The following is a 23,882-nucleotide window of genomic DNA, read 5'->3' as shown; positions in this document are numbered from 1 at the left end:
ACGTTATTCAATCGGCACCTATTTGATTATCTGCAAATGCTATTGCTTAACCTCGCGCATTGCCTCCTGTAATGAAGCATCTTCACTGTGCTTTAAGTCAGCGTAAAGTGCCGCCGCCTGGTCAGCCTGCCCGGTCAGGTGATACAAATTTGCCAGGCGAAACCTGGCCCAATCGACAGAGGGCATTTTACGGGTGACAGGGCAGTGCTCTATATAATATTGCATTGCCGTTACGCCTTCGGCCAGATTCTGTTGAGCAAGCAGCGCATGTTTCCCGAGTTGATAATCAATCTGGCAACGCAGATGTACTTCATTGGAAGTGAGTTTTTGCCGGGCTGCGTGAAAAGCCGACGCCGCGTTTGCAAAGTCATCTTGATATAAATAGTACAATCCCAGTTCATAGTGTAGCGATGCGAAATGTGGGTGTCTGGTTAATTGCGTTAAAATAAAATCTGCGGATTTTTGAGAACGCAGTGCGCGTTCAAATTTCAGGTGCGCCAGAGCGCCTTGTTCTGCATCCAGCTGTTTAATTTGTTCAAGGGTTTCCCGCGCTTTATCCTGATCACCACCGGCAATACCGGGCGCTTCCAGGTAAAATGTCATGAGTCCCATCAGGTATTCGGTATTGTTGGGTTGTAGTTGGGTGGCGCGTTGCAAACTGGCCAGTGACTTTCCGGCATAGCTCAGCGCTGAGAAAAAGGCATTGCTGGCTTGTTTGGCCATTATCTGGCCTTTGGTAAACTCAATTTGCGCGTTGTCGGGTTCCAGTTCAAGCGCTTGCTCAATCAGCTCTTCGGCTTTATCCAAATCCTTGTCTGCCATGATGCGTGCCTGATACATCAGTGAAATCGCCCCTTTTTCCTGCACAAAAAGCGGATAGGCGGCTGTGTCATTTTGTTGCTCAAACAGGGTTATTGCGGTATCGAGCGTTGAGTCAGCACAAACCGGTAGCGCCAGCCAGGTGGCTAATACAAGTGCCGGAAATTTTGCGAAAAAGTTTTTCATCATATTAACCTTTGTTTAGTTGTTGAGTTTTCGGATTTGCGTATTTTAGGGTGAAGTGGCGAATTACTAACGCACCAATAACCCCCGGTGCCATCCAAAATGCCAATTGCCACTCGCCGATGTTGCTCAGCAACGCTCTGCCCCCAAAGGCCAGAAACGCGGTGTATGCGCCGATTGCTGTGGAAATTTGTGCGCCGATGTGCTCTTTTAACCAGCGATTGCCAATGGGTTTCCTGGTGAATATAAAACGCAAATTACTGAGCCCTGACAGCAAGCCTAAAATGGCGAATACCTTGGGGAGTGTCTGTTCAAATTGCCAACCAGCCCAGAATAACAGCGGTGCGCTTAATACCATCAAGCCATTGCCCAGAATCACCTGCGGACGCGCAAGTGGTTTTGTACTGGTTTTGCATTGCAAAGCCAGAATCCCTTGCTCGAGTCCGGTGTAGACCAACAGGCTTAAGTAGAGCAGCAGGCTATAGAAAACCCGCATTTGGGTTTCGAAGTGAGCCTGATTGTCAAGGTTGCTCAGGCGATGGCCGTGAATGGCCATCGGATCCCAAAGTACCATCAGTGCCATCAGGGCACCGGTGATGGCGACGATGTACATGGCTTTATTGTAAAACCCGCCAAAATATCTGTGATTAAATTGGCCTTTTCGCGCTGTCATGGGGATCCAAAACAACAGCAAGGCAGCGCTGCCGACAACGACATGCAGGTAAAATGCAATAGTGTGGATGGTTATCATAGTGGCCTCTCAATCGGGTTTTATTAAATCTGACAAGGTGAACTGGCTACCATGCTATTTATTTAATGACGTCTGGCGTAGTGCCATAGGTCATGATGTAAAACATGACTTTTGGCCTATAGTGGAGATAGAAAAAATACGGCAAAATGGCAGTATGAAAACCTTCATTCAGCAATTTAATGTGGTCAGGCTGATCGGCCTGACCACGATTTTCACCGTCGCAATGGTCGCGATCTTTCTCGCTCTGGACGGGGCACATCCTGATTATGGGCAGGTGTCGGTGTTAGTCTGGTTGTTCGCCAGTTTCCTTGGGTTAGAGTTGGTAACTACCGGTGAGCAACCTGTTTCTCGTAAACATTTGATGGCGGCTGTAATTGCGCAATTACTGGTGTTGTACGCATTGTTTTTTACAGCCTCCTACAACTTTGTTGCAATCCTGTTGGGTATCTGGTGCGGCAACTTGCTGCACTTTATGAGTCTGGGGCGGGCGTTAGCCACAACGCCGGTGCTGATGTTCTTTTACTATGCGATATTTACCTGGTATTGGGGCTTTGATTACATGTTGTTTTCAACGCCGCTGTACTGGATGTTATGTTTGTTTACTGTATCAACAGTGAACTCCTGGATTCAGGAGACGCTTGCCAAAGAGGCCAGCGAAGAATTAAACCGGGAGCTCATCGCCGCACAAAGCTTGTTAAAAGAAGCTACACGGCAATCTGAACGCACCCGAATTGCCAGAGATATTCACGATTTGTTAGGGCATCACCTGACCGCGCTAACCATTAATTTGCAGGTAGCGATGCACAAAACCGATGGCGAGGCTAAACAGCAGGTAGAAAAGAGTTACGCCATCGCTAAATTGTTGTTATCCGATGTGCGCGAAGCAGTAACGGAAATCCGGGAAAAATCGGCTCTGCAATTAAAAGACGCACTCCAGGCGTTGGTCAGCGCCGTTCCGCGACTTACTGTCAGTCTGAATTTAGAAGAGGATTTAGATATTCAAAATGTTGAACTGGCCGATGCAATATTGCGCTGTGTACAGGAAAGCTTAACCAATACCCTGAAGCACAGTCATGGAGACCGTTTTATGATTTCGCTGCGACGAGAGGCGTCTGAGCTAAAACTGGCAATGTCGGACAATGGCAAAGCTGCGCTAAATTTTAAAGTGGGCAATGGCCTGTCAGGCATGAAAGAACGCATTTTAGCGCTGGGTGGCAGCATTCGGTTTGAGCCTTCTGAGGGTGGGTTTCATACGTTTATTTGCTTTCGGGAGGCGTAATCTTGCTCAAAGTGCTATTAGTGGACGACCAAACTTTGGTGCGCCAGGGCATTACCAGTTTACTGGCCTTGTCGGAAGAGGTGCAGGTGGTGGCACAAGCTGACGATGGTGAGCAGGTGGTAGCGTTGGTAAACGAGCATCTGCCGGATGTGATTCTGATGGACATTCGCATGCCCAGGGTTAACGGTATCGACGCCGTAAAAGCGTTGCATCAGGCGGGTCTGACAACGCCTGTGATTATGTTAACCACCTTTGACGATCACCAGTTGGTAATGGCTGCATTGCAGGCTGGCGCGAAAGGCTATTTGTTGAAGGACGTATCTCTGGACATTTTGGTCACCGGGATAAAAGATGTGGCGGCCGGTAAAACGCTGATCCAACCCAGTATCACTGAAAAAGTTCTGCAAGGGTTGCAGGGGTTAAGCACCGATTTTGAGAGTTTTAGTGAGCCAGAACCCCTGTCTGAAAAAGAGCAGGAAATTCTGCGCCTGATGGCCGCCGGTTGCAGCAACCGTGAAATTGCGCTCGCGATGCACAAGTCTGAAGGTACTGTGAAAAACCAGGTGTCTACCATTTTGGCTAAAATGGGAGTCAGGGATCGTACCCGGGCGGTACTAAAAGCGATTGAAAGCGGTATCATTTGATTCAGGGCTTGCTCATTGTTTTTACATCAAATACAGTATTGCCCCTCATCTGACCTGTATAAGTGGTAAGGCCTTGGCATTCTTTGATTTGAAAATCAGAATAATCGATCCTTCATTGCAAAACCGAAATATGTTTAAGGATATTCTGACTCAGATTGGCCAGCCCGATGTGTTGTTACAGTCTGACGCCAGACAATTGTTTAATCGCGATAAGCCGTTGCCTTGTGACCTGGTGTTGATCAATGCCGATGTGGGATTTGGATTATCTGCTCCTGATATTATTCGCTTTCTGACGCGTGACAATCTGGTACCGGCCTGGTGTAAATTTGTCATTGTCAGCAGTGACACCTCTTATCAATTATCGGCACCGATTTTCCGTTATTTGCAGACGGAAATACTGCATTTGCCGGTTAACTTCCAAAACATCAGATATCTGGTGTATCGCACTATTACCTCAATCAAGTTGTTTAAGCCTATCTTGGCTAAATTACACAAGATGGCACCCGCTGAGTTGGTAAAAAAAGTCACGGACATCAACATTAAAAATCGCGATCCAATTCTGGATGATGAGCTACTGGTGATGAAATTGCAGTTGCTGATGCAGGCAAAACAACCTGAATTGGCACTTAAACTGGCAAATAAGATCAAAGATCCCGCCTGTCAATTTCGGGAGTTAGCTTACATCAATTTAGTGACAGGGCAGGATGATGCCATTAATTCGCTGGTGGCTGATGCGCAGAAAAAGAACCGTTTCTTGTTTGGGCGCGTGTATTTGATGACCTATTTAAATGTTGCCGAACGCAATTACCGCAGTGCTTTAAGGTTGTTCCAGCAATTACCTCTGGAAAGTTTACGAGGCAATGATGCACAAGCTTATGCGCTGTTGTTGCAACAGGCCGAGGGGTTGCAAAAAGCACTGTCGTTTATCAATGGCCGGTTGAGCAAGGCATCCCGAACGTCCATGCTCTACAGCAATCTTATTGCCACTAAAACCAAGCTTTATTTTGTGGCATTGGCCACCGGTGAACTGGATAGCCTGTCCAGGGTGGATGTCTATATGATGTTGCAGGAGATGGCAGATCACAGAATTTGGCAAAAAGGCGAGTTCAAATACTCGGTATATGCACCTTTTCTGGGACTGGGTATGGCATTGCACGAAGGCAAGGCGATCGCAGAAGAGCAATTTGAACTGCTGTTGTTGCAACTGAAAAAACTGGATATGTCTCAGTTAAATGTGTTGCTTTATGCTGCTAACAAACTGGAAAAGCACAATGCCTCCAGAGAAATTCACGAGCGTCTGGAGCAGGTTCTGGCCAAGGTAGAAGTATCACCAGAGCTGATCTCCTACATGATTTTACACAATATTGTGTTAGCCACTTCCATGACCGAAGAACGGCTCAAATTTCGGCTTGAATATCTGGCCCTGAACCATTGGCAAAGTGGCCGATATTATCGGGCGTTGATGCGCTTTAAAGATTTACTCAGTATTTTCCCTGATGCCGAAGACAGTGAACAACAGATGCGCCGTCTGATTAGCGAGTCTGGTTTGACCCGCTACTGGCGTTACATTCGTAGCTAACCGATTAAATGTCACCAAACCCTGCCTGTAAAATGGCCAGGGCCGCGAGGGCGGCTGTTTCGGTGCGCAGTATTCTGGGGCCCATCAGTACTTCTTCATAGCCAAATTCCCGGGCCTGATAAATTTCAGCATCGGATAAACCACCTTCCGGACCAATGAGCAGACGCACACCTTCAGGTGGCAGTGCTAACTGATTTAACCGCAACTGCGCCTGCGGGTGTAACATTAAACGACACTGATTGGTGGATTGCTGAATCCAGGCCTGATAGGAAACCGGTTGATTGAGTATCGGCAGGGTATTGCGGCCGCATTGCTCACAGGCGGAAATGATAATCTTCTGCCAGTGCTGCAGTTTCTTTTGCCAACGTTCTTCACTGAGCTTTACCGGGCAGCGCTCGGTAATGATGGGCGTGATTTCGGAAACCCCCAGTTCGACAGATTTTTGCATCACCAAATCCATTCGCTCTCCTTTGGACACTCCCTGGGCAAGGTGGGTGTTTAAGGGGGACTCCACACTGAGGCCCAGTTTGGCGGATACGAACACCGTTGTGGACTTTTTGCTGGCTTCCTGAATTTCGCCGCTGTATTCATTGCCATCACCGTTAAACATCACCACCGGATGTCCGGGTTTCAGGCGTAAAACGTTGGTAATATGAACGGCAGAATCTTTTGGTAACTCAATTTGGGTGTCAGATTGCAAAGTGTCGGGGTAGTATATTCTGGGAATGCGCATGAAATGATTGATTCAGTTTTTTGTCGCTAGTTTATATGAATTTAGTTAGCAATTCAGCGAAAAGGAAATTACTGCATGGCAGTTATGATCGAGGTCAGGCAACTTAGCAAGGCTTTTAATGGTTTGAAAGCTGTAGACAATGTGTCGTTCAGTGTAGAAAAAGGCAAATGTTTTGGATTATTGGGGCCAAACGGGGCGGGTAAGTCCACCACCATTGAGATGATGGAAGGCATCGCCAAACCCGATTCCGGTGAGATCCTGTTCGAAGGGAGTCCATTGAGTCGTGAATCCTTAAAACGCATTGGTATTCAGTTTCAAAATACCGCATTGCAGGATTATCTGACTACGCTGGAAACCATTCGCCTGTTTCGCAGCTTCTATGAGCAAGGTCTGGCAGAGCAGGAAATCATTGAGTTGTGTCAGTTGCAGGATTTTCTCAATCAGGATCACCGCAAGCTCTCAGGCGGACAGCGACAAAGACTTTTGTTGGGCCTGGCTTTAGTCAACGATCCGGATATTTTGTTCCTGGACGAACCTACCACGGGCCTGGACCCACATGCCCGACGTAATTTTTGGGAGTTGATCCGAAAGATTAAAGGGCAGGGCAAAACAGTAGTATTAACCACCCATTACATGGATGAAGCCGAGTTTCTGTGTGACCATATCGAGCTGATGGATAAAGGCAAAATTATTGAAAAAGGCCATCCCGGGAGACTGTTAAACAAACACTTTTCCGGGGCGCTGATCCGCATTCCAATGCAGCCATTAACAAATGAAGTGATCGGCGCATTGGCACCGGAACAAAACCACGATTTTTGGGATATTAATACCCACGATGTGCAACAAACATTAGCGCAGTTAGTGCAGGCCCAGGTGTCACTGGAGGGGCTTCATGTTAAATCAGCCAATCTGGATGATTTGTTTTTAAAACTCACCGGTCAGCAATTAGGAGATTAAACTTTGAATCATTCTGTGATTGCCGTATGGCGACGTTTTTTTGCATTGTTTAAAGCCCGAAATTTAGAGTTTTTCCGGGATAAATCTTCATTGAGCTGGAACATTGCCTTTCCGGTTTTGATTCTTGTGGGGTTTTCATTCGTATTTGGTGAAGACGACAAGACCCAATTTAAAGTGGGCATTATTGTCGCAGAGTCGGTTTCAGCAGCTAATGCAGATGAGGCGCCACTGTCGGATTTTCTGACATTGCGCTACCTCGAAACGGTGCAGTACACGGCACAAAGTGTGGCGCTGGATAATGTAAGGAAACACAAAATTGACTTGCTGGTGGCGCCGACACAGCGCCGCTATTGGGTCAATGACACCTCACCCACCGGCTACACACTGGAGCAACTGTTTTTAGCGAAAACCTCTGGCTTTGAACGGGTGGCAATTGACGGCAAAGCGATTCGCTATCTGGATTGGGTATTGCCAGGGATTCTGGGGATGAACATGATGTTTAGCTGTTTATTTGGGGTCGGCTACGTCATTGTACGTTACCGCAAAGCATCCGTTTTAAAACGCCTGAAGGCCACACCGTTAAACCCTATTGAGTTTATTTTAGCGCAGGTGATGTCGCGCTTGTTTATTGTGGTCACGCTGTCAGCCGGCGTGTTTTTAGTGACCGACTGGATGTTCGATTTTTATATGTTGGGTTCGGCAATCGACCTGCTAATTGCGGCCATTCTGGGGGCAATATGTATGATTTCGTTAGGTTTGCTGGTGGCCAGCCGCAGTCGCAGCGAAGAGTTAACCGGTGGCCTGCTCAACCTGGTAACCTGGCCTATGATGATCTTGTCCGGTGTCTGGTTCTCCCTGGAAGGCGCGCCTCAGTGGTTGCAATCCGTGGCTCAGATGTTGCCTCTGACACATTTAGTCGATGCGGCCCGCAGTATTATGACAGATGGGGCTTCTTTGTGGGATTTACGCGTGTCTGTACTGGCATTAACGGCCATGACATTGCTGTTTTTAGCGCTGAGTGCTTTGCTGTTTCGCTGGGAAGGTGACGGGCGCTAACCCGTCACGTGATATGTGAAGGTAGCTTAACTCTGTACGCAGTTGGCTTTTTCCGGCGCCATTTTGTACAGCGCATTGGCATTCGCCATATTTTTTTGCAATTGTTTGATACGTGTTGACGGAGCAGGGTGAGTGGAAAGAAACTCCATCGGACGATCACCGCCTGCGGCTTTTTCCATGTTTTGCCAAAGGGTAACTGACTCACTGGGTTTAAACCCTGCCTTAGCCATTAAGTCCAGACCGATATAGTCGGCTTCTGACTCATGAGTGCGGCTGAATGGCAATTGTAATCCAACCTGGACCCCCAAACCTATTGCCGCCATGATTTCCTGATTGTGGCTGACTTCATTAGTGCGCAGTAGTTGGTTGGTTACCTCCATACCAACACCCACTAAAGTGCTTTGCGACATGCGTTCGTTACCGTGCTCTGCAATGACGTGGCCCACTTCATGGCCGATAATGGCGGCTAACTGATGCTGTGTTTCTGCAACTTTCAGTATGCCGGTGTAAATACCAATTTTACCGCCTGGCAAAGCAAACGCATTTATCTGCTCATCTTCGAATACCACGACTTCCCATTCACCGGGAAACGTGCTTTTAGGTACCTGTTTAATGATGTGATCTGCAACGCAGTGGACATAGGCGTTTTGTACCGGCTCTTTAGATACCTTGGCCTCTGATTTGAGGCTGTCGAAGGCTTGCACGCCCATTTCGTTTAACTGATCAGAGGAAAACAATTTTATGGTGTTTCGCCCTGTGGGTGATTTGGCGCAGGAAAAGACTAAGCTGCTAAGCAGAACAGCGATTGACAGTCGTCTGAAGGACATACACTAAGCTCCATGTAAAAAAAATCGTCAACAGGCTCTCATTATAAACACAGTCTGACATTTAGGTATAAAAAAAGGCTCAACAACGAGCCTTTTAGGAAATGAAATAGAAAATACCTTTACAGGTTGACCGCGGCGCGTAACTCGTCGGCTTTGTCGGTGGCTTCCCAGGGGAAGATATCCCGACCGAAGTGACCGTAAGCTGCTGTTGCCTGATAAATAGGGCGTTCCAGATCCAGCATTTTGATCAGGCCATAAGGGCGTAAATCAAAGTGTGCTTTGATCAGGTCAGTGAGTTTGCTGTCGTCAATTTTACCGGTACCGAAGGTATCAATGCTGATGGAAGTTGGCTCTGCCACACCGATAGCATAAGACACCTGGATTTCGCACTTATCGGCTAATCCAGCGGCCACAATATTCTTTGCTACATAACGACCCGCATAGGCTGCTGAACGATCGACTTTAGACGGATCTTTACCTGAAAACGCACCGCCACCATGTCTGGCCATACCGCCGTAGGTGTCTACGATGATTTTACGACCCGTTAACCCACAGTCTCCCATTGGACCACCGATAACGAATCGGCCCGTTGGATTGATATAGTATTTGGTTTCAGCGTTTAGCCATTCTGCCGGAAGCACGGGTTTGATGATTTCTTCCATTACCCCTTCCTGCAGCTCTTTCAGGCTCACAGAATCACAGTGTTGAGTAGACAACACCACGGCATCAATACCAACAGGTTTGCCATTTTCATACGCAAACGTTACCTGACTCTTGGCATCAGGACGCAACCAGGGAAGGACATTGTCTTTACGCACTTCAGACTGTTTTTTAACCAGTCGGTGGGCATAGGTAACCGGCGCAGGCATCAGCACATCAGTTTCATTGCTGGCATAACCGAACATCAGGCCCTGATCGCCGGCACCCTGATCCTCGGGACGGCTTCGGTCAACGCCCTGGTTTATATCCGGGGACTGTTTTCCGATGGTATTGAGCACTGCGCAACTGTCGGCATCAAACCCCATATCGGAATGAACATAACCAATCTCACGTACAGTTTTGCGGGTTAAATCTTCAATGTCGACCCAGGCGGATGTTGTAACTTCGCCACCGACCATGACCATGCCGGTTTTTACATAGGTTTCACAGGCCACACGGGCTTTAGGGTCTTGTTCTAATATGGCATCCAGTACCGCGTCGGAAATCTGATCCGCGATTTTATCCGGATGACCTTCAGAGACTGACTCTGAAGTAAATAAATGCTTTGCCATAGGGATTCCTGATTCTGTCGTTATCTGATTCTTTTAAATGAATTTTAACTAATTCGTTTTTTTACAGTGGCAAGTGTACTGGAAAAAAGGAAAAAATCCATTGTTTACTTCTAGACGTCTAAATGTCTAAATTTAAATGCATGAAAAATAAGTACATTTATATTTTTTATTCTTCTCCCGGGAACAAGGCAGCCAAGATTTTTGGGCGCCGGCGGGTTTTTTGGGGCCCGCTTTTCAGTCCGTAGGGGGTGTAAACAAAACAAGGGGTAAAGTCCCTTGCTGTACTTTGTCTATATCGGCACTAGAAATAAAAGTAATAAAGAAAGCCGAATTGATTAGGGAATATCGTTGCATCGATTGTCCTCCTGGGCCAGAATATGCCTCCCAAACCGCTATGCCAGCGGTGCTATAGCTTGCGAACAGGAGTAATAATGCCAACGCGTAGAGAATTAGCCAATGCTATCAGAGCATTGAGTATGGACGCCGTACAACAGGCGAAATCAGGTCATCCAGGTGCCCCTATGGGCATGGCAGATATTGCCCAGGTACTCTGGGGTGACTATTTGCAGCACAATCCTGCGAATCCCGACTGGGCAAACAGAGACAGATTTGTTTTGTCCAACGGCCATGGCTCTATGTTGATTTACTCATTGTTACACCTGACGGGTTACGCATTGCCAATCGAAGAGCTAAAAAACTTCCGTCAATTGCACTCCAAAACGCCAGGTCACCCGGAATATGGGTATGCGCCGGGCATTGAGACAACGACAGGACCTTTAGGTCAGGGGATCAGTAATGCCGTGGGTATGGCAATTGCTGAGAAAGTACTGGCTGCTCAGTTTAACCGTCCAGGCCATGACGTGGTCGATCACCACACCTACGCGTTTTTAGGTGACGGTTGCTTGATGGAAGGTATTTCTCACGAAGCTTGCTCCCTCGCTGGAACACTCGGCCTGGGTAAGTTGGTGGCTTTCTGGGATGACAATGGCATTTCCATTGACGGTGAAGTAGAAGGTTGGTTTACCGATGATACACCGGGGCGTTTTGAAGCCTATGGTTGGCATGTAATTCGCGCGGTTGATGGTCACAGCCCTGAGCAGATCAGCGCCGCTATTGAGCAGGCTAAAGCAGAAACAGACAAACCCACACTGATTTGTTGTAAAACCGTGATTGGCTTTGGTTCACCTAATAAAGAAGGGCAGGAGTCCTGCCACGGTGCACCACTTGGTGACGATGAAATTGCCTTAACCCGTGAGCGTCTTGGTTGGAATTCACCGGCATTTGAAATCCCGACTGAGATTGCTGCACAGTGGAATGCGGTTGAAGCAGGCAAGCAAAAAGAAGCAGCCTGGAATGAAAAGTTTGCTGCTTATAAAGCGGCTCACCCTGAGCTGGCGACAGAATTACAGCGTCGTTTGAATAACGAATTACCGGCCGACTGGCAGGCGCAGGCTGAGGCCTATATCGCCGATTTGCAAGCCAATCCAGAGAAAATAGCCAGCCGTAAAGCATCGCAAAATGCGTTAAATGCCTATGGCCCAATTTTACCCGAGTTGTTAGGTGGCTCTGCCGATTTGGCTGGCTCCAATCTGACAATCTGGTCTGGCAGCAAAGGCGTTAGCAAAGAAGACGCCAGTGGCAACTACCTGTACTACGGTGTGCGTGAGTTTGGTATGTCTGCCATTATGAACGGTATTACCTTGCACGGTGGCTTTAAGCCTTACGGCGCCACCTTCCTGATGTTTATGGAATATGCCCGTAACGCAGTGCGCATGGCGGCACTGATGAAAGTACCTTCAATTTTTGTATACACTCACGACTCCATTGGTCTGGGCGAAGACGGTCCCACTCACCAACCGGTAGAACAATTGGCTTCCATGCGTTTAACCCCTAATTTGGTGAACTGGCGTCCCTGTGATCAGGTTGAATCTGCGGTGGCGTGGAAAGCGGCAATCGAGCGTCAGGATGGTCCATCCTCGTTGATCTTTAGCCGTCAGGGACTGGCGCAAATGGCGCGTACACCTGAACAGGTTGCAGCTATCGCTAAAGGTGGCTATATCCTGAAAGACTGTGACGGCACACCCGAAGTCATTTTAATTGCGACAGGCTCTGAAGTAGAGTTGACGGTCAACGCGGCACAAGCGTTAACTGAATCAGGCACAAAGGTACGTGTTGTGTCTATGCCTTCTACTGATGTTTTCCTGAACCAGGATGCAGCGTATCAGGAATCTGTTTTACCAGCTGCTGTCACTAAACGGGTTGCAGTTGAAGCCGGTATCAAGGATTACTGGTTCCGGTTTGTTGGACTAAACGGTCGCATAGTGGGTATGGACACCTTTGGTGAGTCTGCACCGGCGGGTGATTTGTTTAAGCATTTCAACATCACCAGCGAAGCGGTTGTTGCGGCAGCAAAAGAAATTCTGTAACCCGCTCAGAAATTCAATTAATTGCAGTTAAAGCAGGTCTTCGGACCTGCTTTTTTGTTGGAAATGATGTAGTATCTCCGGGTTTTCAAAAAGGGGTAGATTCAGGAACCAACATGATAAGAGTGGCCATTAATGGTTTTGGTCGAATTGGCAGAAACGTACTACGCGCTTTGTTTGAAACCGGACGTGATGCCATTATAGAAGTTGTCGCCATCAACGAACTGGCAGAGCCTGAAGGCATTGCTCACCTCCTCAAATACGATACCTCCCATGGTCGCTTTAGATTCCCCGTCACTCTGAACAATCGCACTCTCACCGTTGCCGGTAAAGCAATACAATTACTGAATCACGCCAACATTGAAGACCTTCCCTGGCAGGCACTGGATGTGGATCTGGTGCTGGAATGCACCGGTGAGTTTAGCGACCGGGAAGACGGCGAAAAACACATTGCCGCAGGCGCTAAAAAGGTACTTTTTTCGCAGCCCTGTAAGGCTGATATGGATGCCACGGTGATTTTTGGTATTAATGATCACCTGTTAGAAAAGCAACATCGTATTGTATCTAACGGCTCCTGTACTACCAATTGTATCGTGCCGGTGATTCAGGTGCTGGATGACCACTTTGGGGTTGAAAGTGGCACTATCACTACGATTCATTCTTCTATGCACGATCAGCAAGTTATCGACGCTTACCATCCTGATCTGCGCAGAACCCGCGCCGCCTCCCAATCCATTATTCCGGTGGATACCAAACTGGCGTTGGGGGTAGAGCGGATACTGCCTAAATTTGCCGGGCGCTTTGAAGCGATTGCTGTCAGGGTTCCAACCATCAATGTTACTGCCATGGATTTAAGTGTCACCCTTAGTCAGGATGTCAGCATTAAAACCGTCAATGCAGCACTGGAATCGGCGCGAATAGGCCGCCTGGAAGGCATTTTATCCTATACGGAAGAACCCCTGGTTTCCTGCGATTTTAATCACGATCCGCACTCCTGTATTGTGGATGGTTCGCAAACCCGGGTGAGTCATAAAAAACTAGTAAAAACCCTGGTATGGTGTGATAACGAATGGGGCTTTGCCAACCGAATGTTAGACACCAGCCTGGCGATGATGCAATAACGCAAATAATAAAGATGCATTATAAAACTGAATACACACAACTTTGGAGACTACGAACATGTCCATTATCAAAATGACCGATCTGGATCTCGCTGGTAAGCGAGTATTGATCCGGGAAGATTTAAACGTTCCGGTAAAAGACGGTAAGGTAACTTCTGATGCCCGCTTAAAAGCGGCGTTACCAACGATTGAGTTGGCTCTGAAAGCCGGTGCCAAAGTGATCGTGATGTCGCACCTGGGTAGGCCAACAGAGGGACAGTACGAAGAAGAGTTTAGCCTGGCACCTGTGGTAAATTACCTTTCGGACGCATTGAGCAATAAAGTCAGATTAGAAAAAGATTACCTCAATGGCGTTGAGGTTGCTGACGGGGAACTGGTGGTATTGGAAAATGTTCGCTTCAACGTCGGCGAGAAAAAAGACGACGAAGTGTTATCAAAACAATATGCCGCGTTGTGTGATGTCTATGTCATGGATGCGTTTGGTACTGCGCATCGCGCGCAGGCTTCTACTCATGGTGTTGGCTTACATGCACCGGTTGCCTGTGCCGGGCCTTTGTTGGCTGCTGAGCTGGATGCCTTGGGCAAAGCGCTGCACAACCCTAAAAAGCCGATGCTGGCTATTGTGGGGGGCTCAAAGGTCTCGACTAAACTAACCGTGCTGGAGTCTTTATCCAGCAAGGTGGATCAACTTATCGTCGGCGGTGGTATCGCCAACACCTTTATTGCCGCTCAGGGTCACAATGTCGGTAAATCGCTATATGAAGCCGATCTAATTCCGGAAGCCAATCGTTTACTGGCAACAGCGCAGGCCAATGGCGGAGATATCCCGGTGCCGGTGGACGTGATTGTCGGTGATAAATTTGCGGAAGATGCTGCTGCGCATTTGAAAGATGTTGAACAAGTTACCGATGAAGATATGATTTTTGATGTCGGGCCAGAAACTGCGGGTCGCCTCGCTGAAATGATTAAGGCCGCAGGTACTATTGTGTGGAATGGCCCTGTTGGGGTATTTGAATTTGACCAGTTTGGCGAAGGAACAAAAGCGCTGGCACTGGCCATAGCCAATAGTGAGGCGTTTTCTATCGCCGGCGGCGGCGATACATTAGCAGCGGTAGACAAGTATGACATTGGCGATAAAATATCCTACATTTCTACCGGTGGCGGTGCTTTTCTGGAATTTCTGGAAGGTAAAGTGTTGCCCGCAGTTGCGATGTTAGAGAAACGCGCCGGATAATCGGGGCGAGACGAAATAAATCACGGGAATAAAGAACCACAAAAGGGACATTTTCCACTGTAAACCCATGGGCTTAGGTCACTAATTGGCGGGCTCGCACTCAGGAGAAATTACGATGGCTTTACCAGCCAACGCTGAAATGTTGAAAAAGGTCAGTGAAACTGACGGATTTATCGCTGCACTGGATCAAAGTGGTGGCAGTACCCCAAAAGCATTATTGCAATATGGCGTCGATGAAAGCGCCTACAGCAATGATGAAGAAATGTTTGATACGGTACACGCCATGCGAACCCGCATCATTACCAGCCCTGTCTTTACCGGTGAAAAAGTGTTAGGAGCAATCCTGTTTGAAAATACACTGGATCGTCAGATTGAAGGCAAAATGAGTGCCGCCTTTCTGTGGGAAAACAAGCAGATTGTCCCCTTTTTGAAAGTGGATAAAGGCCTGGCCGACGAAGTAAATGGGGTGCAGGTAATGAAGCCTATGCCGGCTTTGGATGCCTTACTGGACAAAGCTGTTGCACAAGGCGTGTTTGGTACCAAAATGCGCTCAGTGATTAAACTGGCGAATGAGCAGGGGATCAGTGATGTGGTTGCGCAGCAGTTTGAGGTTGCGAAACAGATCAGTGCTAAAGGCCTGGTACCCATCGTTGAGCCGGAAGTGGATATTCATTCACCGGAAAAAGCGCAGGCAGAAGCCATTATGCGCACCAGAATTCTGGAGCAGTTAGATTTGCTGGCGGATGACGAATTGGTCATGCTTAAGTTAACGTTGCCATCGGAAGATAACTTCTACAAAGTGCTGATGGAACACAAAAATGTGATCCGCGTTGTGGCACTGTCGGGTGGCTATTCACGCGATGAAGCTAACGCGATGATCGCGCGCAATCACGGCATGATTGCCAGTTTCTCCCGTGCATTGGCACAAGGTTTAACCGCACAGCAATCTGACGCTGAGTTTAACCAAATGCTGGGTGAATCTATCGACGCTATTTTTGCAGCATCCCGCACTTAATTTCTCTCCATTTACGGGCGGGTAAGCTGATTTACCCGCTTGTTATTTTCACTAAACACCAAGGCTATCCACAGGTTAAACCTGTCATGAATACGTATTCGGACGTCTAGACTTCCCGCTATTGATTGCATAAAATGCTCACCGCGAAGAGCCAGGTGAACAATGAAAAAAATAATTACTTTCTGCTATTTAACTTTTGTGTCTTTAAGTCTTCCGGTAATCGCAACGGAATCACCATCGGAAGACGACGCTAAAGACTTTACCCTGGAAGGCGAATTTGGATCGATTTTCAGTGGCGGCAATACCAAAACAACATCATTTAAAGGCAGTTTGCGATCTCATCACGAGATGCAAAGCTGGAGTAATGATTATGTTATAGAAGCCTTGTATCGTCAGGACGATGTGATGATCACTGACGAGGAAACGGGTGAAGAGTACGAAGAAGCTCAAACCAGTACCCAGCGCTTCTTTCTTTCCGGGCAGGCAAATTACAAACTGGACAACCCCACAAATCGGTTGTTTGGGTTTGCGTCTTATGAAGATGCCCGCTTCAGCAGCTTTGAATATCAGGCCACTATTGCTGCCGGCTGGAGTAGTCAATGGTTCAAAAAATCCAATAGCCACTTTACCTACAGTATTGGCCCGGGTTATGCCTTTCAGGAATTGCAGGACGGCGAAGATGTCAGCGGTCCTATATTACGGGGGCAACTGGATTATGGCTGGAAAATTTCGAAAAAAGCTAACATCAAACAAATTCTGAGTACCGAAATTGGCTCGATCAACACCAAGTCTCGTGCTGAATCGTCTTTGTCAGCAAAGATTAATGGTTCTATGTCTATGAAATTGTCCGTGATCCTCAATCACAACAGTGAGGTGGAAGAGGGTTCAGAAAACCTGGACACTGAAACGGCAATCACTCTGGTGTATAACTTTTTTTAGCGGCCACAGGTGCGGCTATTCCCCAAATACGGGCGAACATTTTATCGGTGCTTGCTGCTGTAAATGGGGCAAAAGCCGGATAAAATGGTGTTTTGAGAATTTGAGTATCCCATGGCTGAAGCATTTCATTATTCAACCACTTACAAATTGGATAAGAGTCACTTCAGTGAAACTTATGATCAGTCGGTTACGGATGACTTTGTTAAACGGGGTTACATCAAAGCCCTGATATTGGCATTAGTAGGTAGTGGCGTATTACTGGCTACTGAAATCAGCGGCTATATCGCCTGGTTTATCATTGGTTTAGGGGGACTGGAAGCACTGAGTGTGCGGTTTCACAAAGCCTGGTGGTTAGCCAGGCAAATGATCAGTAAAGCTGCCAATAATAAAGTGACACTCACTATCGATGAGGAAGCTGTTAAAAGTCACTCCATTCACGTTAACAGCAAAATCACCTGGCAGGATATTACTAAAATCCAACAAACCTCGGCGGGCTGGTTACTGTATTTACCCTCCGGCAAATCCTACCTGTCTAACCGATGCCTGTCAGCGCAAGCACAGGAGTTTCTCGCCTTAAAAGCCACCGAAAAACAGTAACTTTTACCGAGACACCCATACTAAAAGTCGACTATTTTTACTAAGACACCCATATTAAGAAACCGCCATCCTCAGTTTTAGAGTGGGTGTCCTTGCAATATCACTGGAATACGCGCTGGGATTTGGTGTTAACATGTGTAAAACTCTACCCCTTGTATACAAAACTAAAAGGACGTGATTTTGAGCAAGTTAACTAATAAATTAAGTAAATCCCTTCTTTTTTGTTCCTCAATATTTTTAGCTTCAACGTTTTTTAACGTTAAGACATTTGCTGATAACACAGATATTCAGGCTATTGAAAACAATCTTAAAGATGACGTTTTTTTTCTGTTCAGAAGCTCAAAGCCACTTTCAGTTACCGATAAAATGCAGGAAATTCACTTGCCCGGTGCTAGTGTGGCGGTGATAAACGATGGCAAACTTGTCTGGGCCAAAGGTTGGGGGATTGCAAACGCTGAAACTGGTTTAGACGTTGATGAAAATACATTATTTCAGGCGGGTTCTATCAGTAAGCCGGTAGGAGCGCTGGCTGCACTCAAACTGGTGGAAGAGGGCCGGATTGACCTGGATACTGATGTAAATCAGTACCTTAAGGGGTGGAAGGTTGAAGGAAAGAAACTCAAGAAAGACAATCCAGTAACTCTGCGGCACCTTTTGACTCATACCGGAGGACTGACCGTTCATGGTTTTCCTGGCTATGCAGGGCAGGATATTCCTTCTACCGTTGAGGTGTTAAAAGGTGCTGGGAATACTGCCAGAGTTGAAGTCAAAGAAAGTCCTGGCAGCAAATGGAGTTATTCTGGTGGCGGCTATACTGTTATGCAAAAAATTGTGGAAGATATAACCGGACTTTCATTCGCAGAATATACGGATGCCAATATTCTTAAGCCGCTGGGCATGACCAGCAGTACTTATCAGCATGATTTGCCCGAAGATCTAAAAGTCAGGGCCAGTGCGGCCTTTGATCGCAATGGCAATATGTTTCAGCAAGTCTACAACAATTACCCCGAAAAACCTGCTGCGGGCCTTTGGACCACACCTTCAGATATTGCGCAATATGTTATCCATCTGCAGAATATTATGAACGGCGATAGCTCAGGTATTTTGAAGAAAGAGACATTATCAGCCATGTTCCGGAAACATAAAAACGATTGGGGGCTTGGTCCTGAGATGTCTGACCGAAATGGTAAGCTGGTATTTGGTCACGGCGGTAAAAATCTTGGCTTTACCAACAACTTCCGAGCCTTTGTAAATCAAGGGGATGGTTTTGTTGTGATGACAAATGGCGATAGTGGTGGCGCACTGATTAATGCCCTGATGTTGAGTATTTCAGACCACTATAAGTTTGGCCTTTTAGAGTGACCTTAATCATTTTAATAATCAAGACACCCAGCTTAATTTGTCTCAACTTAGTTTGATATAACGCTTTAATCCGTTTTGCTGTTCATTCGGGGTTTTGGTGGATTATTTTGCTGAGATTAGAGTTTTTGGGCGGTTGATTGTCTAATTTGAATCTGTGCCTCAGAAAATTGCTCGCTGAAGCATATCGAAATCAAAATTAAGGCAAAGCCGGGTCCATTGTGGGGCCACAATGTATTGAAAGCGATTAATTAATGTTGGTTCAGCCCAATAATCTTATCGCACTGTTTTTATCTCTGAGCCGTTTTAGTTTGTGTCGATGCCGGTAGGCCTCCAGATAAGACTCACTGCCCGCGGCGTGGTGGAAACAATCCTCAAATTGGGTGGTAAGCTCCTGCCACTGCATCGGTGTAATGTTGATGCGCTGCAGAATCGCGGGTACAGAGCCGTCAATTGCCCTCTTTTATCGGGTACAATGGCTCTGCCGGTGATATCCACCAGTGCCAGGTAATCGGCTAAATGAAAAGGCAAGCCGTGGGGCCTGTCATCGTTGTGACTTCCGACAAAAGGTGTCAGATATCGCGGTGTTTTACCTGCTCTGGCAGCATTGATGCGATACTGAATACTGTTATGGTCAGATTGTTCCGGCGTTTTGGCAATGCCGGCCCTGATTGGGTTTAAATCCACATACGCCATGCATGCAGCAAGTGCTGCTTCATCCAGTAAGGCCTGAGATTTAAAACGTCCCTCCCAGAAGCGACCCGTACACTCATCTTCCCTGTTGGCCTCTCTGGCAATGTATTCGTTTAATGAGCGCATAAACCAGCTGATATCGGTGAGTCGTTGTCGCCAGACTTCAACAGTTTCCTCAAGGGTAGCCATTTGAGATTCAGGCATGTGTTGTCGCTGCACAGGATTCAGGAACTGATGACTCAGCAATGTACCTTTGTGTAACCGGTGCCAGCGGTGAATTACTTCTTCAGTATCCCAGCTGTCTGACAAGGCTTTATGGATGTGTAAAACAAGGTGAGTGTGGTTGCTCATTACGGCATAGGCACAGACATCAATGGCGAATATCTGAGATAAAAAATGAATCCGGTCCTGAACCCACTGACGGCGGTGTTCATAGCTGATACCGGTGAGTTTGTCCTGACCACACAAATAGGCCCTGCGCACACAGCGGGAAACACAATGGTAATAGGGGGTATCTTCAAGGCTGATTTGTGCTTGCCTGGCTTTTGGCATCTGGACTCCTCCTGAGTCTGATAAGAACCACTTCTATTTTGCACAAATCAGTGAGTTTGAAAACTGTACCGAAGTACAGTTTTGATGCCTGAAGTATTGATGGCTGTCCCGTTAACTGGATAATTTATGGTGGCTATCCAGATAATTGATAGCGGAAGGCGGTCAGCTGTATATTACGTGGGGATAACTCCCGGGGACAAAATTCCTGAAGTGTAACCTGAATACCTGCTTCTTCCAGATAAAGTGCTAAATCGCTCACCAACCACAGTTCGAGTGGGCGTCTGAACCCTTGTGCGGCTAGTTGCAATCGTCTTACCTGCTGATAGCGTGAATGAGCTTTATTTGTATAGTATTCGGTATCAATGAGTTTCGGCAGCTTCAGGTCTTTTTTGTTTGCTAAAAATGTAAATATGTCAGTAACCGGCCAGTTTGCCGCTGATAAAGGCAGTGATGGGGCAGGTAAGTATTTATCTGTTCCGCGAATGTCTCTTTGCAGAATGTCAAAGGCGAGGCGCAAGATTTGTAACCTGTGCATCTGGGCCTGCTCTCGGGGTGAAGCTGTAACGGTTTCCTGCATGGCTAATCGTACCTGATCCTTGCTCAATTTTAGATTATTATTTTTTGCCAGTTCAGATAGTGGCTGATAATCGCCGTGTAACCACTTTTCATAGCAGCAGGGCGCCAGTGTTAATTCAGGGGAGTCGCTGTGTTTCCATTCAGCTATTAACCTTCTATGCAGATCACCGCAGGCATGCAAAGCGAAAATCTGTTGCCTGTTATTAAACGTAAAATTTCGCTGCAAAACATCAGCGCAATTAAAATTTGCCAGGACACCCATTTTATTTGCCAGTGATGCACCCTCCCGGCAAAGAGTTTCGTCACGCTCAATGGCATATAGCTTGTGCCCGGTAATTAAAGCGGCTGTGCGGCCAAGGTGAGACTTTCCAGCGCACCAATCTACCAGCTCTGCAACTGATGCTTTTACTTTTTCGGATGGATGTCCTGGTAAAAGTTTTCCGGGTAAAGGTTCATGCAAGTGTGTATTTTGCGATGGGTGTCTTTGTAAAAAATCGCTTAAAAAAGCGGTGATTTGCTGCCATTTTTTGCCAGGGACACCTACATCAGCGAATTTTGGAGCATGTATGGACTGGTGGTGCACTGGTAACCGGATAGCATCCAGTATTTCGCTGTAACCCGGTAGCGTTTGACTGATAAAGTGATGAAGTGCAGTGGCTGACGATTCGAGTCTGCATAGCTCTTCATCATCAATTGTTAACAGTTGTTCATAGAGTACCGGATAGTGACTGCTCCACTTTGGCGACGTTTCCTGAAAAACCGAATCCCGCCACAAAATAGCAAAATCACCAAGCAACCTGGTAAGTTGCATAAAACGTTCAGTATGGGATAGTGCCATTTTCGTCAACTCTCGGCCGTCGTTCGGCGAGGCTAATCCCGGAAATACTCATTAGCGTCAAAGCTTACCAGCCACTCACTGAATTTATCCGCAGGCAACGGCCGGCTCATGTAAAAGCCCTGTGCTTTGGTACAGCCTACTTCCTGTAAAAAGTTTAGCGTATCACCATCTTCCACCCCTTCAGCAACCGTTTTTAGTCCCAGATTTTGGGCTAAAGACATCAGGGTACGAACCATGATTTTATCATCTTCACTTTTCGCCAGATCCAACACAAAAGCCTTATCGATTTTAAGTTCATCTACCGGCATTTTCTTCAGCTGGGCCATCGAAGAGTAACCGGTTCCGAAATCATCGATGGAGAGGGTGATTCCCATGCGTCTGAGTGTGTTCAGGGCTTTTAAAGCGCTTTCTGGATCAGACATTACCGCACTTTCAGTCACTTCCAGGGTCAGCATGGAATTGTCTACGTCAAACTCTGACATCAATTCAGCGACGTAGGTGGGCAGCTTCATATCCACCAAATCAATAGCGGAAATATTCACCGCCATGCCAACTTCAAAGCCCTGTTGTTGCCATTGTTTGTATTGCTGAAAGGCGATCCGCAACGCCCAATGGGTGACATCGCGAATGGCACCAGTTTGTTCAGCTAAAGGAATAAACTCATCGGGAGGGATAAAGCCATGCACCGGATGAATCCAGCGAATCAGACATTCTGCCGTGGTAATTTTGCGCTCAGCAATGGCCAGTTTAGGCTGATAAAACAACTGCAACTGACCTTCTGCCAATGCCCCTCGTAGTTCCGACATCAGACTGAGGCGTTGCACCGAATACTTATTGAGTTTGTCCTGATAAATTGCATAGGGGAAATGCTTACCTTTGCAACTGTAAAGCGCAATATCGGCACACTGTAATAAACCTTCCGTTGAATCAGCATCGTTTGGATAGGTGGCTACCCCCATGCTGACATCTACGTCCAGAGTGAGTTGCTCAATCACAAATGGCCGATCGAATAACCCTGAAAAGTTCTCTGCAACGGCTTTGGGATCCTGCCCACTGACATCTTCAACCACTATGGCAAATTCGTCGCCACCAATGTGGGCGATAAAAACCCCTTCATAAGCAAAGGCTTTTAACCGATTAGCAATTTCTTTCAGTAATTGATCACCTGCCTCGTGCCCGATGGTGTCGTTTATTTCTTTGAATCGGTCAAGATCCATCATCAGGACCGCTGATGGACGCTCCGGATTGCTTTTAATCAGTTGTGTCAGGTGATTTTTGAATTGGTTGCGATTGGGCAACAAGGTCAGGGTGTCATAGTAAGCCAGGTGTTGGATTTCCTGTTCACGTTGCCTGATACCTTCCTGCATCGAATGGATGGCATCAGACAGTGACTCCACTTCGTTGGTACTGGCTTTGGGAAATTCCTGCACATAATTGCCCTGACGGATTTTGTTGGCAACACCTACCAGGCGAGTAACCGGGCGGGTAATGCCGTTTGAAAGTAACATGGCTGCCACCAGTGCCATCGCGGCGGCGATAACCAGAATCAGGATGAGTTGCCCCAATAAACTGTTGTAAGACAGGTACGCTTTGTCCTCTATCGTGCTAAGCACCAGCTCCATGGGTAATCCGCGCCAGCTGCCCAAATCACTGGCAATGTAAATCCATTGGCTCAATGCTCCGTTAAATTGGTTGAGCTGCCCATTGGTTAATATGGTCTGTTGCACCAGTTCGCTGGCAAATTCAGGCTCATGGGTTGTGGCTATCAATTGATTTTTCGCCCCGATAAACATCAGACTGATATCCAGGTCAGTCAGGCTGGCGAGACGCTCGTTAAACAGGTTTTCTGCAAGCACCCCCATCAACACCCAGGCATTAATATTACGAGAGCTTTCTACAAACTTAACCGGCATCGCGCGCAACAGGTAAAGTTTACCTTCAACACTGTGCCAATGAATGCCATCGGTTAAAAAGTCCCGCGCATCAATATTGAGATCTTTTACCGGTAGTTCCGGGTTAGAGGTTATCGTACGGCCGTCTTTGTTCTGCACCCAGGCAAGGTCAGCCCCCGCTCTGGCCTGAAAGTTAACCAGTGCTGACAGTAAACTGGCGGTGTCATCATCGCTGGTGGCTACCAACTGTTTAAAACTAAAATCTTTACTCAGGGTATTGAGCGCATCCCGCAACGAGACAGAGCGGTTTAAAATCTTATCTTCAACCACACTGGCGGAGGTTTGCGCATAAGACATCAACTGTCCGGTACTGTGAGTATAGGTGGCCGACTGCACTGTGTATAAGGTGACAATCACGACGATGCTGAGTACCAGCAAGAAATTAAGCAAAATTCGGGTTCTGAGGGAGTTAAAGCCCTTTAGTGTTGTTTTTGTCATAGCGAGGTTTAGCTATTACCAGTGTTCCGATATCTGAATGGGTTAA

Annotated in this window: 19 protein-coding genes and 1 pseudogene; 12 read left to right on the top strand and 8 right to left on the bottom strand. The window is 47.1% G+C overall.

Annotated features, from left to right (window positions below; genetic code table 11):
- Positions 1-39: 39 nt before the first annotated feature.
- Both LJ740_RS10470 and LJ740_RS10465 read right to left on the bottom strand, forming a co-directional pair.
- Entirely contained in the window at positions 40-1,005 is a 966-nt protein-coding gene (locus LJ740_RS10470; protein WP_229529044.1) for a tetratricopeptide repeat protein, read from the bottom strand.
- Positions 1,006-1,009: 4 nt separating this feature from the next.
- Entirely contained in the window at positions 1,010-1,753 is a 744-nt protein-coding gene (locus LJ740_RS10465; RefSeq protein ID WP_229529043.1) for a hypothetical protein, read from the bottom strand.
- On the opposite strand from LJ740_RS10465, the gene LJ740_RS10460 reads away from it, so the two are divergent.
- The 3 genes from LJ740_RS10460 to LJ740_RS10450 all read left to right on the top strand — a co-directional run bounded on the left by LJ740_RS10460 (position 1,743) and on the right by LJ740_RS10450 (position 5,255).
- Complete coding sequence (locus LJ740_RS10460) at positions 1,743-3,032, top strand: sensor histidine kinase (RefSeq protein WP_229529042.1); 1,290 nt, start codon at positions 1,743-1,745, stop codon at positions 3,030-3,032. The two genes, LJ740_RS10465 and LJ740_RS10460, sit on opposite strands and share 11 nt — an antisense overlap.
- Positions 3,032-3,676, top strand: a complete 645-nt coding sequence (locus tag LJ740_RS10455; RefSeq protein WP_229529632.1) for a response regulator — start codon at positions 3,032-3,034, stop codon at positions 3,674-3,676. Before LJ740_RS10460 ends, LJ740_RS10455 begins: the two co-directional genes overlap by 1 nt.
- Before the next feature lie 88 nt (positions 3,677-3,764).
- On the top strand, positions 3,765-5,255 hold the full coding sequence (locus tag LJ740_RS10450; RefSeq protein ID WP_229529041.1) for a response regulator: 1,491 nt from the start codon (positions 3,765-3,767) through the stop codon (positions 5,253-5,255).
- A 4-nt stretch (positions 5,256-5,259) separates the two neighbouring features.
- On the opposite strand, the gene LJ740_RS10445 is transcribed toward LJ740_RS10450, so the two are convergent.
- A complete protein-coding gene (locus LJ740_RS10445; protein ID WP_229529040.1) occupies positions 5,260-5,988 on the bottom strand; it encodes a 16S rRNA (uracil(1498)-N(3))-methyltransferase in 729 nt (242 codons plus the stop codon).
- A gap of 75 nt (positions 5,989-6,063) precedes the next feature.
- Between LJ740_RS10445 and LJ740_RS10440 the strand changes: the two genes are divergently transcribed.
- On the top strand, positions 6,064-6,945 hold the full coding sequence (locus LJ740_RS10440; RefSeq protein WP_229529039.1) for an ABC transporter ATP-binding protein: 882 nt from the start codon (positions 6,064-6,066) through the stop codon (positions 6,943-6,945).
- 3 nt (positions 6,946-6,948) lie between these two features.
- A complete protein-coding gene (locus LJ740_RS10435) occupies positions 6,949-8,001 on the top strand; it encodes an ABC transporter permease (RefSeq protein WP_229529038.1) in 1,053 nt (350 codons plus the stop codon).
- A gap of 26 nt (positions 8,002-8,027) precedes the next feature.
- Here LJ740_RS10435 and LJ740_RS10430 read toward each other — a convergent pair whose 3' ends face one another.
- Together LJ740_RS10430 and metK are read right to left on the bottom strand one after the other, a co-directional pair.
- On the bottom strand, positions 8,028-8,828 hold the full coding sequence (locus LJ740_RS10430) for a M48 family metallopeptidase (protein WP_229529037.1): 801 nt from the start codon (positions 8,826-8,828) through the stop codon (positions 8,028-8,030).
- A 119-nt stretch (positions 8,829-8,947) separates the two neighbouring features.
- On the bottom strand, positions 8,948-10,099 hold the full coding sequence (metK, locus tag LJ740_RS10425; protein WP_229529036.1) for a methionine adenosyltransferase: 1,152 nt from the start codon (positions 10,097-10,099) through the stop codon (positions 8,948-8,950).
- A 431-nt stretch (positions 10,100-10,530) separates the two neighbouring features.
- Between metK and tkt the strand changes: the two genes are divergently transcribed.
- The 7 genes from tkt to LJ740_RS10390 all read left to right on the top strand — a co-directional run bounded on the left by tkt (position 10,531) and on the right by LJ740_RS10390 (position 18,790).
- Entirely contained in the window at positions 10,531-12,525 is a 1,995-nt protein-coding gene (tkt, locus tag LJ740_RS10420; RefSeq protein WP_229529035.1) for a transketolase, read from the top strand.
- A gap of 113 nt (positions 12,526-12,638) precedes the next feature.
- On the top strand, positions 12,639-13,643 hold the full coding sequence (epd, locus tag LJ740_RS10415) for an erythrose-4-phosphate dehydrogenase (protein WP_229529034.1): 1,005 nt from the start codon (positions 12,639-12,641) through the stop codon (positions 13,641-13,643).
- A 58-nt stretch (positions 13,644-13,701) separates the two neighbouring features.
- Entirely contained in the window at positions 13,702-14,877 is a 1,176-nt protein-coding gene (locus LJ740_RS10410) for a phosphoglycerate kinase (RefSeq protein WP_229529033.1), read from the top strand.
- A 115-nt stretch (positions 14,878-14,992) separates the two neighbouring features.
- Positions 14,993-15,892, top strand: a complete 900-nt coding sequence (locus LJ740_RS10405) for a fructose bisphosphate aldolase (RefSeq protein ID WP_229529032.1) — start codon at positions 14,993-14,995, stop codon at positions 15,890-15,892.
- Between the two features lie 162 nt (positions 15,893-16,054).
- Complete coding sequence (locus tag LJ740_RS10400) at positions 16,055-16,831, top strand: DUF481 domain-containing protein (RefSeq protein WP_229529031.1); 777 nt, start codon at positions 16,055-16,057, stop codon at positions 16,829-16,831.
- A 111-nt stretch (positions 16,832-16,942) separates the two neighbouring features.
- Entirely contained in the window at positions 16,943-17,428 is a 486-nt protein-coding gene (locus tag LJ740_RS10395) for a YcxB family protein (RefSeq protein ID WP_229529030.1), read from the top strand.
- Between the two features lie 174 nt (positions 17,429-17,602).
- The gene (locus LJ740_RS10390; protein ID WP_229529029.1) at positions 17,603-18,790 is read left to right on the top strand and encodes a serine hydrolase domain-containing protein; all 1,188 of its coding nucleotides are present in this window, start codon (positions 17,603-17,605) and stop codon (positions 18,788-18,790) included.
- Between the two features lie 259 nt (positions 18,791-19,049).
- On the opposite strand, the pseudogene LJ740_RS10385 reads toward LJ740_RS10390, so the two are convergent.
- From LJ740_RS10385 to LJ740_RS10375, 3 genes and pseudogenes are all read right to left on the bottom strand, one after another.
- Positions 19,050-20,032, bottom strand: a pseudogene (locus tag LJ740_RS10385) (transposase).
- Positions 20,033-20,165: 133 nt separating this feature from the next.
- On the bottom strand, positions 20,166-21,446 hold the full coding sequence (locus LJ740_RS10380; protein WP_229529028.1) for a methyltransferase: 1,281 nt from the start codon (positions 21,444-21,446) through the stop codon (positions 20,166-20,168).
- 32 nt (positions 21,447-21,478) lie between these two features.
- Positions 21,479-23,836, bottom strand: coding sequence for an EAL domain-containing protein (locus tag LJ740_RS10375; RefSeq protein WP_229529027.1), 2,358 nt, complete (start codon positions 23,834-23,836; stop codon positions 21,479-21,481).
- Between the last annotated feature and the right edge of the window lie 46 nt (positions 23,837-23,882).

The sequence above is a fragment of the Planctobacterium marinum genome (genome assembly GCF_020687805.1).
GTDB lineage: Bacteria > Pseudomonadota > Gammaproteobacteria > Enterobacterales > Alteromonadaceae > Planctobacterium > Planctobacterium marinum.
The sequence above is the reverse complement of the archived record's forward strand: the minus strand, read 5'-3'. Positions and strand labels throughout refer to the sequence as shown.